This is a genomic window from Frankia sp. CgJB1 (assembly GCF_977947065.1).
Genome location: NZ_CDWTNB010000068.1, coordinates 8857 through 20036, shown reverse-complemented (window position 1 = coordinate 20036; position 11180 = coordinate 8857). Strand labels below are relative to the sequence as shown.

Sequence of the window (11180 nt, the reverse complement as noted above, 5' to 3'; positions counted from 1 at the left end):
TGCACGAATATTCTGGAGCCAAGACGTTTTCTAGATAGTTCGCTTTTTGCGTGTTCTGTGCATCGAGATTGGAACGAAGATCGTACAGCGGTGAGCTGCAGGAATGAGCCGGGAAGCCGACACTTTCCGTGAGAATTTCTCTTTTTGTGTGTTCCGTGCTCTCCGGGCATGGGATCTCGATTTTGCGATTTTACCTCGCGAAAACACCGCCGAAAAAATGCTTCCGCACAAAAGGAGCACGAGCGTGCCTAGTTGCATGCATTACCCGCGGCGCAGCCGTATGGTTGTAGTCGACTTAATCGCTCACTACCCGATCATCGCGGGAGAGCTTACCGATGAATGGGCGGCAAAGGGCCGCCCGCATCTATGGGAGGAGGTTCCCGCAGTGGTCCACCTACGCCTCCGCAGGAACCGCTCGCGCCAGATCATGGAGGACATCGTCGTCGAGCTGCGCTCGGCGTCCGAGCCGATCGCGGCGGAGGAAATCGCCGACAAGATCGGCCGACACCGGTCCACGGTCCAGCGGTACCTCCATGATCTCGATCAGGACGGCTACGTCGACCTCATCTTGGACCGCGGGTCCCGCGGGCGTCCCAAGCACCTTTACCAATGGCGCGACGAACCCTCGCCCCCGCCCCGCCCGAACCCCGGAATGGTGACAGTCTGATGCACGCGCTTGACCTCGCCACGCTCGTCCTGGCCAAGGGCGGCCATGACAACTTGAAGCAGGGCAGCTGCCTCCTGGAGGCGGTGTCATACCTCGCCGACGAGCCCTGGTCCGACCACCCCGAGTGCGTCTCGCCCGTGCTCGGGGCTTTCGGCCGCATCCTGAACGATGTCCTGCCCAACAACAAGCGGCAGAAGCTCAAGCCGTACATCCCGCAGCTCATGGGTACGGCCGCCGACGGACTGGACGAGGCGCGCGGGTGTCTGGCACTGGATTGGCTCGTCCGGGTGTGCACGCCGACCTGGCTACGCCTGGTCCCGGGGTCGACCGCGTATGCAGATCTGCTCGCCAACCACAGGCCGATCGCCAGCTTGGAGGATGTGGCGGCGATCGGTGACATCGTCCGCGATGCAGCGTCGCACGCTGCGCAAGCCCGGGCCGCCGCCCGGGCGGCCGCCTGGCCCGCTGTTCGGGATGCCGCCTGGGATGCCGCCTGGGTCGCCGCCCGGGAGGCCGCCTGGCCCGCTGTTCGGGATGCCGCCTGGGAGGCCGCCTGGCCCGCCGCTGGGGCCGCCGCCCAGGAGGCCTGGCCCGCTGTTCAGGAGGCCGCCTGGGATGCCGCCTGGGTCGCCGCCTGCAACGCCGCTCGGGCCGTTCAGGATGCCGCCTGGGCCGCCGCCCGGGAGGCCGCCTGGGATGCCGCCTGGGCCTCCGCCTGGGCCGCCGCCCAGGAGGCCGCCGCCCGGGAGGCCGCTTGGGACGCCGTTCGGGACGCCGCTGGGGACGCCGCCTGGGACGCCGCGCGGCAGCGACTCACGCCCAGCGTTGCCGAGTTGCAGACGTCGGCGATCGCACTGTTCGGCCGCATGATCCGACCGAGGTGACCTCATGACCGGCCACCGTCACGACCGAGCGTCTCGCCGCCGCCATTCTCGCTGCCGAGGAGATCAGCGTTCCTCACGGTCAGCCCAGCAGGCGGAAAACCTCCACTTGGACCTCGACTGGGTTGTCACGTTCCACATGAGATGGACACGACCGGGTTGGGTGCCCTCTGTACCCGGGGACGGTAGTGGCAGGCCAGCACGACGACCTCCGCCCGCTCGAGGTCGATGATCTACAGTCGCCAGCGAAGTCGCTGCCCGTAACTACCCGTGAGGTTGTCCGCCTACAGAATCTCCATGAGGATGCGGGGGCGGGGTAGGAGCGATCCGCTCGCGCTCGCCAACATGTCGCTGCGGCTCACACGTACGTTCCTGGAGGCTCCTGCTGCTGTCCTTTACCCACGCGATGATCTGGGCCCGTGAGGTGAAACCGAGCTTGCCGAGAATACGCTCGACGTGACCTTCCGCTGTGCGCTGGGCGATCACCAGGTAGCTCGCGATCTCCTTGTTGCTCAGGCCGCGGGCGACGAGGTCCGCCACCTGACGCTCCCGGAGGGTCAGGGACACCTCCGGCTCGCCGGCGGGAACGACGGGGTGGGCGACAGGAGTCCCGGTGCCCTGGGTAGCCGCGGCGACGGCCTCGTCCAGGTCGAGTTCCGCGCCCTGCGCCAGGGCGCGTTCGAGCTTCCGTTGACCTAGGACGCGTCGCAGGGACGCCTCGCATCGGTGGTGGAACGGGGCGAGCCCGAAGGCGGCGATCGACGCCCCGGTCTCACGCCAGATCCGCCCGGCCGCGCCGAGCAGGACCGCGGACTCGTGGTGCCGGCCGGCCGAGGCCATGACCCACGCCTGCTGCTCCAGCGCGACAGCGATGCCGGCATGGTCGTGGAACGCGTATTTCAGGGAGATGGCCGCGGCATGGTGCTCCATCGCCTGCTCCAACTCGCCTAGCTGCCAGGCCGCCAGACCGAGGCCGCACAGAGCGAACGAGCGGAAGCAGTATTCACCGAAGCGCTCGGTCAACGCCACGCATTCCGCGAAGACGGTCGCCGCCGCGTCCTGTTCCTCGCGGATTCCGTGGGCCAGCCCGAGATAGAGCAGTGATTGGGCGAGGCCGAACGGCTCGTCGAGGTCAGCGAACCGGCGGCGGGCGTCCTGACTGCGCTCCACCGCCGCCGGCCTGTCCCCGCTGATGGCGGCGAGCCTGACCTCGACGCAGGCGATGCGTGCGAGCACCCGCTGGTCGTGCAGCCTAGTGGCCAGATCGCGAGCCTCGGCCAGCAGTGACGCCGCCGCGGTGATGTCGCCCTGGAGGGACGCGGCATGGGCGGCCGATTGCAGACCGATGGCCCGGATCCCGTCCGGCTCCGTGGCCTTGCTCAGCCCCCGATCAAACCAGAAACGCGCCTCGCTGAGCAGCCCGATGGCGGCCCAGTATTGCCACAGGGCCACCATGATGGACAGAGCGGTCTCCGCCAGGCCCGGTGTAGTGAGGCAGAAGTCCAGCGCAACCCGTAGGTTCGCTTGCTCGCTCCGGATCCGCCTGATCCAGTCCAGTTGGGCCGGGCTGCACCACTGAGCGTCGGCGAGGGCCGCCATCCGGCGGTAGTAGGCGAGATACCGACGGCGCACGTCCTGCTCCCGACCGGACTCGCGCAGGCGGTCCTGGCCGTACTGGCGAATGGTGTCCAGCATCCGGAACCGGACCGTCCCCTCGTCGTCGTCACGGACCAGAATCGACTTGTCAACCAGCCCGCTCAGCACGTCCAGCACGACTGCCGGCGGGCACCTGGCACCCCCCACCTGCTCAGCCGCCTCCAACGTGAACCCGTCGGCGAACACCGACAGGCACGCCCACATCTGCTGCTCGTCGGGATTGCACAGGCCGAAGCTCCAGTCGATCAGCGCGCGCAGGGTCTGCTGGCGGCGGGGCCCGGCTCTGTTGCCTCGCGTCAACAGGCTGTAGCGGCTGTCGAGCCGATCGAGGATCTGCTCCAGGGACAGCGTCCGGAGCCAAGCAGCCGCCAGTTCGATCGCCAGCGGGATGCCATCCAGGCGATGGCACAGCAACGCGACGGTCCGCCAGTTGCCCTCGTCGAGGCTGAATTCCCCGAGCACCGCTGCCGCGCGTTCCGCCAGCAGGCTCACCGCCTCGTACTGGACGAGCCCGCCAGCCAAGGCGGACTGGTCCGCGCCCGGGGCCGGCACCGGGGGCACCCTCAGCGGGGGCACCCCCAGCACCCGTTCCCCGGCCACCCCGAGCAGGTGGCGGCTGGTTGCGATGACCCGCAGGCCCGGGCCCGCGCGCAGCAGGGTGTCGACGAGCCGGGCACACGCGTCCACGAGGTGCTCGCAGTTGTCGAGCACGAGCAGGATCCTGCGCGGAGCAAGGTGCGCGGCGAGCGTCGCCGCGGTCCATCGCCCGGAGAGGCGCTGCAGGCCCATCGCCTCGGCGACCGCGTCGGCGACCAGTGACGGGTCGTCGAGGTCGGCCAACTCGGCGATCCAGACACCGTCGGGGAACGCGCGCTGCCGGTCCGCCGCGAGCCGAAGGGCGAGGCGGGTCTTCCCGACCCCCCCGGGTCCGGTCAGCGTGAGCAACCGGGCGCCGGACAGCAACCGCAATGCCTCTGCCAGCTCCCGTCTGCGACCGACGAAGCTGGTCAGTTCCGCCGGCAGGTTCGACCTTCCACGTCCGGACACATACAACACCGTCCCGCTACCTGCGGGGGGACACAACTGGGGCGGACAGGTAGTGAAACAGGTAGTTCTCCCGTCCCCGCACGCCGGTCCGTCGCTCAGGCTGTGCCCATGCCGAGAACGCAGACTGCACTGCCGGCAGCCTTGGGATGCCAGGCGCCGGAGCCGCGGCGACTGGCGCGGTACCCCAGCCTGATCATGGCGCTGCCCCCGCATCCGACGTCGGCGCGGGCAGCCCGCCGGTTCGTGTGGGACGCACTGAGTGGAGGGAGATGTCCACCTCGTCGAGCCCACTGAGCTGCTGGTGAGCGAGCTGGCCAACACAAGCCCCTTGATATCGTCGACACCAGCCCTGTGCACTTATGACGAAGTAAATTTCATGTGAGACCAAGCATGCGAGACCAAGTGCGAAAAGCCAGCCGGCAGACGAGGCCGACCCGCGCCCCCCTGCAACTTCGACAAGTCCCTGATTTGATGACCAACGAGAAAGTCCATTCAATGGGGGGCGTGCCGACGATTCGGCGGACGACCTCCGAAACTGATGTCGTGGTAGTCGGTGCCGGCATCGTAGGCCTGGCGAACGCCCTTCAGCTTGCCAAACGAGGCCTGCGAGTAACGCTGATCGACAACCTTCGCGATAAGAAACACAGCTACAAGGTCGGAGAGTCGTTCCTAGTCTTCACAAGTGCTTTTCTCCGCACTGTGGGCGAGCTGGACGAATTCATCACCGAGAAATCATTCGCGAAACTCGGTGTATGGTTCTCCCACGGCACGGAGAACAGATCAGACTTCCGCGACGCCACCGAGTGGGCCATCAATGCCGACCCGCATCCGCCGCACTATCTCTACGATCTTGCGCCCGACAAGAAGTGGTTCCGCTGCATGTTCCTCGACATGCAGATCGTCCGCCCCGAAGCGGAGGATGCGATGTGCGCGGCCGTCCGACGGCGTGCTGGAATAACTTTCGTCGACACCGCCCGAGTGAGCGACATACAGATCTCCCCGGGAGCGGACTGGCATCAGATGGAATGGCTTGACGGCACAACCGGAAACAGTAACATCATCCGGGCGCGCTGGGTCGTCGACTGTTCTGGGCGCAACCGGTTGTTGGCCCGTGGCCGCGGACATGCCGCGGAGCGGCGGGAACTGACTGACGGATTTCAGACGACGGCCGTCTGGGGCCAGTTCGAGGGCGTGACCGACGGTCTGTTCGGTGACGAGTGGACGCATACCTTCCCTAACGGCCGCAATACGCAACGCGACCTGTACACCGTACATTTGTGGGGGGGCGGTTACTGGATCTGGGTCATCCGGCTCTCGAAGGACCGGATCAGCGTCGGTGCGACTTTCGACCAGCGGTCGGCGCCACCCGGCCGAACTCCGCAGGAGCAGTTCTGGAATCTCATCCGGCGGCACCCCGTCCTCGACAAGGTGATCGCACCGGAGTCGCTCCTTGAGTTCCGGACCTACCGCAACGTCCAGCACTGGACCGACACGTTCGTCAGCCCGCAGCGCTATGCAATGGTAGGCGACGCGGGCAGCATCATCGACGCCTACTACAGCCAGGGAATCGCGCTGGCCCTGGTGACCAGTTGGCATCTCGCCAACATTGTCCAGGACGACGTCCGCTCCGGGCACCTGGACCGGGCTTATATCGAGCGGGTGAACCGAGCCACTCGCCAGGACTGGCACATGCTGCGCGCGATGGTCCGTGAAAAGTACACTGCCGCGATCGCGGACCCTCGCTTCTTCGTGTTGTCCCACGTGCTCGACATGATGGTCTTCTGGTCGGTGGGCAGCACCCGTTCAGCGCTCACCCGATGGCTCGTCGACACCGAGGGCGACACCACTCGGGAGACCCCGAAGCACCGCCGCGTCCGGCGGCGTCTCCAATCCACGCTGTTCTACTCCCGGGCCCCGCTGTGGCGGTGGTTGCCGCCGGAAACCGTGCATTGGATACAGAGCCGGCTACAGGCCAACCTCGCTGCCCGCGCACGCTGGCGGCTGGATCACGGTGTCAATATACCAACGGTCCGTAGCGTCCAGAACGTCACCGCGCCGCTGCCTAAGCTGTGGTGGCTGGCGATCGGCGGGGACCGGGGACGAGATATTTCAGCTCATGACCTGGTGGAACCCGCGGAACTACGACCTGAGGGCACCGCGACCTGGTTGGACCGGTTACCCGTGCCGGCCAACACCCGATTGCGGTGGGTGATCCGACTGCGGCCGTACGCCCTGCTCGCCGGATTCACCGCCGCCTATCTGTGGGACGGGGCGGACACGGCGGTCCGACGCCTACGCCTGCTTGTACGCCGCCCCAGCGACAGCGCGACGGCCAACGAATTCGCTAACCGCGCGGCCTTACTGAGGAAGGATGAATGAAAGCCGTTACCACTGGGCGACCGATCGCCTACCTACATTTGGACTCGCAGCATGCGGAGTACCCACAGATCGTTACTACCCTGGCTGACTACGGTGTCACGGCAGTCGCGGTTCACCTCGACAACGTGCACGCCGTCGACTGGACAGCGTTCGATGGCGTGAACCTACGAATGTGCCGCGGCTTCCACGAGCGGCCCGACTTCCTTGACAAGATCCGGAAACTTTACCTGGAGCTGGACGGGAAGATTCCCATTCTGAACTCGATGCGGGTGGCCGTCGGGACGCTCGACAAACGGCGGTACCTGTCAGAGCTCGAACAGGACGGCATCGCGGTGATCCCGACCCGGTGGGTTTCCCGGGGCGAGGACGTGACGATTGACACGCTCATGGCCCAGACCGGATGGGACCATGTCGTCATCAAGCCAACCGTCTCGGCCGGCTCCTGGCGCACCTTCCGGGTCTCACGGAGCGGGCCGAGCATCTCAGCAACGCACTTCGTCCGGAACGGCCACAAAGCAACGTCGACGACGGGCCTGGCACCACGCCGCGACACGGAACCCGAGACTCTGCTCCGTGACCTGGTGTCCACTCATCACGTCTGTGTCCAGCCATTTCTTTCATCGATCCTGACCCACGGGGAACTTTCCTTCGTCTTCCTAGACGGAAAGTTGAGCCACACAGTCCGCAAAAGAGTCGCCCGGGACGGCGGCTGGTGGGCACACGAACGGTTCGGCGGCCGGAACGAAGTGATCCAGCCGACACCAGCCGAGCGTGAATGGGCGTACGGTGTGTATGAAGCACTGGAAAACCGATACGGACCGTTGATCTTCGGCCGGGTTGACGGCTTGCGGGACGAACACCGTGTGCTGCGGCTACTGGAATGTGAGCTCGTCATCCCCCGTCTGCTCCTGACCGAGGGCAACGCCTACGACACGTACGCAAAAACCATCATCCGGGCGGTTGGCGGCTGACCCGATGATCTACCGAGAAACGCTCGCCGGCCCGAGGGGAGCAACGGTTATGTACGCAGCGCATCGGACCTACCCGCGGTTTACCTCATCCTCCCACTCTCGCTCGTGCTCGGCGTCACCGTCGGTTTAGACGTCCGCCTGCCCTTCCCAGGAGTAGTGATGGTCAACGCATCCGGTCCGGTAGCCGCGCTGTCGTCCCATGTACTTCTCGTTTTCCTGCTCCAGATCGCCGTCCTGCTTGGGCTGGCTTATCTCCTCGGGCGGGCAGCAATGCGGCTGGGAATGCCGGCAGTGGTGGGTGAACTCCTCACCGGCGTGATCCTCGGGCCATCCCTGCTCGGCACGCTCGCGCCTGGCTTCGCCGGCTGGCTGTTGCCCGCACGGGCCGACCAGTTCCATCTCCTCGACGCCGTCGGCCAGCTCGGCGTGATTCTGCTGGTCGGATTCATCGGCATAGAGATGGACATCCAGATGCTGCGGCGCCGGGGTCTGACCGCCGCCCGGGTCGGCCTCGCCGGGCTTCTGGTTCCGGTGGGCCTCGGCGTCTTGGCGGGTCTGCTGCTGCCCGGCTCTCTCGCCGCGGACGGCGCCCATCGGCTGGTGTTCGCGCTGTTCCTCGGCGTCGCGCTCGGGGTCAGCGCGATCCCGGTAGCCGCGAAGATCCTTATCGACATGAACCTGCTGGACCGCAACGTCGGCCAGCTCACCCTGGCCGCGGCCGCAGTCGACGACGTGGCCGGGTGGTCCGTACTCTCCATGATGTCGGCGATGGCGACCACGGGCGTGCGTGGCAGTGACATCGCCGTGCCGGTGGTCAGCGTGCTCGGCGCCGTGCTGGCCGCCCTGGTAGCCGGTCCTCCGACGGTCCGAAGGGCACTTCGATACGCCAGCACGGCGCGCCACGGTGATGGCCACATCGTGGCCATCACCGTACTGATCCTGGCCGCGGCGGCGGCCACGGAGGCGCTGAGACTCGAGGCGGTCTTCGGCGCGTTCATCGCCGGCATCGTCATCGGTTCCAGCCGGGGTTTCGCTCCCGACCGGGTCGCGCCGCTGCGGACGGTGGTGCTCACCGTGCTGGCGCCGATCTTTTTCGCCACCGCCGGGCTACGGGTCGATCTCGGCAAGCTCACCGACCTGTCGGTCCTCGCCGCCGGCCTGGTGGTCCTGCTGCTTGCCGTCGCAAGCAAGTTCGCCGGCGCCTACCTCGGCGCCCGGGCCAGCCGGCTCGGCCACTGGGAGGCCCTCGCGCTCGGCGCCGGGCTCAACGCCCGCGGGGTCATCGGCCTGGTCGTCGCCGGAGTGGGGCTGCGCCTCGGCGTGTTGAACACGGCAGCTTACACGGTGGTGGTTCTCGTGGCGCTCGTCACCACCATGATGACCCCGCCGATCCTGCACCTCACGATGCAACGGGTGGAGCACAGCGCAGACGAGACACTACGGCGGCTGGACCCCACCAGCGACACCGAAAGCGCACATTCCGCTGCCCGACGCTAGCGCTGGCCTTGCCGTCAAACACCCGTATCCTACAAAAGGTTGTTTCGTAACTCGGTCGGATGTGGTGTAGATGGGGCGAGGATGTTCTCGACCCGCGCGACCCGACCGGGTCACTCCCGCTCGTCAGCCCGTCGGGAAGACCACGGACAGGTCAACGGCTGCAGGATTTGCTCTTCGGGATCGCCCTGTCACCCTGCCTCTACCTGCCCAAGGGTGCGAATCCCCTAGGCCACCGACCTAAAAAGCTGTTTTAGAATTACCCCGATCCCGTATCCCAGCCCGATAAAGCAAGCTGTCGACCGGTTGGCACGCCGAGCGCCGGAGTCCGATCCCTGGCGCTCGGCGCGCGTCCGAGGTCAAGACAAGATTTAAAACAGGTTCTTAGAATTTTCCGCCGGGAGGGGTGGGGACCGCCGTCTGGGCCAGGCCATTCGTAACGTGGCCGATGACCCCGGCCGGCGCCGGCCGGGGTGTCGCGCCTTGCAAACTCTCGGTACTGGACCGCGGCACGGGCACGGCGCCGCCGTTGTCCTGCTTGTAGTCCTGGCCGCAGCCACTGAGGAACAGAGCCGATGGAATGACGAGGGCGCCAAGCACCGTCACCATGGCTCGACGGTCACGGTGTCTCGGTGTCCGGGGCCGCCGGGATCGGAAGGAATATATGGTGTCCATAATGATTCAGTAGTCTACTGCCCTATGCGCAACTTTTCCACCTACCCGAGAGGTCGGGTTTTCCACCTACCCGAGAGGCCGGGAAGATCCTGAAGCGTCCGCCCGTTGGTCACAGCCATATCTCCGGCGGGTGAACCAGCCCGCTTCTTCCAAACCTTGCGGGCGTCCTTGACAATCAGGCGCGAGAGCCCGTTCTGAATCTTGAAGCCATGTGCTCTGTGTGCTGTGTGTATTCGAGCAGGAGGTTCTTCGCGCGCCAGGCAGCGTCGATCTCGAAGGCGGCCTCGCCGCCGAGGGTTGCCGGGGTGAGCGTCCGCGGGGCCCCGGACGAGAAGTCCTTTGATCGTGTACTCGGGGTCGGTAGCGCGGCCGCGGCGGCCGCGGATCCGGTGGGTGGCCCTCCGGCGGACATCACCGACCGCCTTGTTGGCGAGGTGGGACCGACCCGGGGCGCGGTACTGGTGTTTCCACCGACCCGTCTCCCCGGGCCGGTCCCCGAACCCGGCGTACCCATTACTGGGCACCGGGCCCTCCACACGTTTACGCGCCGATCATACCGTGGCCTGTTGCGTGCTGTCAAACCACCGGTGCTGACCTGATCCTCACCAAGGATCCCAGTCTTCAGAAACGCCTTCACCAGCGTGGGCACGCGTCTGTCAGTGACCCTTTTCCGCAGCCGGCCCATGACGACCAAGTGCGAGATGTTGTCGAAACAGACCTCGATTTTCCCCTCGAACATCCACTCGTATCCCTGGATGGCGAAGTTGTGGGTCTCAGCTATCGCGTCATACGCCCGCCGGCCCGAGCGAAATCCGTAACTGGAGGGGAGGAAGGCCACTTCCAGGATCGGCTCCAGGACCAGGAGAAGGCTGCCAGGACGACCTGGCCACGGGTCACGGGAATCCCTGACCGGCGCCATTTTCGGGCACCCTTCAGAATCTTTGTCTCCCGGACCGGAAACGGCCGGAACCGCTGCCTCTCCAGCTTCGCGCGAATGTTGGAAAGAAATTCCTCCACGCCACGCCCGGCCTCGATGGCCCAGCCGGTCCGCCCGTCCACCCCGGCCGTGCGAGCCCCCTGTTCCCCCGGACCCGATGCCAGCCCAGGATCAGCACCAGCCGAGCCTGCCACGAGGTTATGTAAGTCAACAAACCGACGCTCACGGCCGTCGGCCGCCCAACGGTGCGGTTTCATCTGAATCCCCGGTACCCGCGCCCGAGCCTCGACGAGGCCCGGCCACGGCACCCCGGTATTAACCGGCGTCCTCCTGGCCTTTCAGCCTGCGAATCAGCCCACGAACCGCGGACGTGCTGCCATCCTTTCCCCTGTGCGCGGCTTTCCCGCGCCCGGCGCACACTACGACGGCTCCGCCTCACCCGGACGGTCAGCCGGCCGTGGGCCTGCTCGCCG

General features: G+C 66.4%; 7 protein-coding genes. 5 read left to right on the top strand and 2 right to left on the bottom strand.

Annotated features, from left to right (window positions below; translation table 11 throughout):
• Positions 1-385 precede the first annotated feature (385 nt).
• Positions 386-667, top strand: coding sequence for an HTH domain-containing protein (locus tag AC08OT_RS09985; protein WP_476593395.1), 282 nt, complete (start codon positions 386-388; stop codon positions 665-667).
• On the top strand, positions 667-1551 hold the full coding sequence (locus AC08OT_RS09980) for a hypothetical protein (protein WP_476593394.1): 885 nt from the start codon (positions 667-669) through the stop codon (positions 1549-1551). The genes AC08OT_RS09985 and AC08OT_RS09980 overlap by 1 nt, the downstream gene beginning before the upstream one ends.
• A gap of 261 nt (positions 1552-1812) precedes the next feature.
• Here the strand turns inward: AC08OT_RS09980 and AC08OT_RS09975 are convergent, their stop codons facing one another.
• Entirely contained in the window at positions 1813-4251 is a 2439-nt protein-coding gene (locus AC08OT_RS09975) for an ATP-binding protein (RefSeq protein WP_476593393.1), read from the bottom strand.
• Between the two features lie 543 nt (positions 4252-4794).
• Between AC08OT_RS09975 and AC08OT_RS09970 the strand changes: the two genes are divergently transcribed.
• From AC08OT_RS09970 to AC08OT_RS09960, 3 genes are all read left to right on the top strand, one after another.
• Positions 4795-6630, top strand: a complete 1836-nt coding sequence (locus tag AC08OT_RS09970; protein WP_476593392.1) for an NAD(P)/FAD-dependent oxidoreductase — start codon at positions 4795-4797, stop codon at positions 6628-6630.
• Positions 6627-7601 carry an ATP-grasp domain-containing protein gene (locus tag AC08OT_RS09965; RefSeq protein WP_476593391.1) on the top strand — a complete coding sequence of 325 codons (975 nt, stop codon included), beginning with the start codon at positions 6627-6629 and terminating at the stop codon, positions 7599-7601. Before AC08OT_RS09970 ends, AC08OT_RS09965 begins: the two co-directional genes overlap by 4 nt.
• A 159-nt stretch (positions 7602-7760) precedes the next feature.
• Positions 7761-9098: a cation:proton antiporter gene (locus AC08OT_RS09960; RefSeq protein ID WP_476593390.1), complete on the top strand. Its 1338-nt coding sequence runs from the start codon at positions 7761-7763 to the stop codon at positions 9096-9098.
• An 847-nt stretch (positions 9099-9945) separates the two neighbouring features.
• On the opposite strand, the gene AC08OT_RS09955 is transcribed toward AC08OT_RS09960, so the two are convergent.
• Positions 9946-10689 carry a reverse transcriptase/maturase family protein gene (locus tag AC08OT_RS09955; protein WP_476593389.1) on the bottom strand — a complete coding sequence of 248 codons (744 nt, stop codon included), beginning with the start codon at positions 10687-10689 and terminating at the stop codon, positions 9946-9948.
• Positions 10690-11180 lie beyond the last annotated feature (491 nt).

Bases quoted from the DNA above. Each gene is read 5' to 3' on its own strand.
- AC08OT_RS09955 (WP_476593389.1), bottom strand. From the start codon at position 10,689: ATGGCGCCGGTCAGGGATTCCCGTGACCCGTGGCCAGGTCGTCCTGGC.
- AC08OT_RS09980 (WP_476593394.1), top strand. From the start codon at position 667: ATGCACGCGCTTGACCTCGCCACGCTCGTCCTGGCCAAGGGCGGCCAT.
- AC08OT_RS09960 (WP_476593390.1), top strand. From the start codon at position 7,761: ATGGTCAACGCATCCGGTCCGGTAGCCGCGCTGTCGTCCCATGTACTT.
- AC08OT_RS09965 (WP_476593391.1), top strand. From the start codon at position 6,627: ATGAAAGCCGTTACCACTGGGCGACCGATCGCCTACCTACATTTGGAC.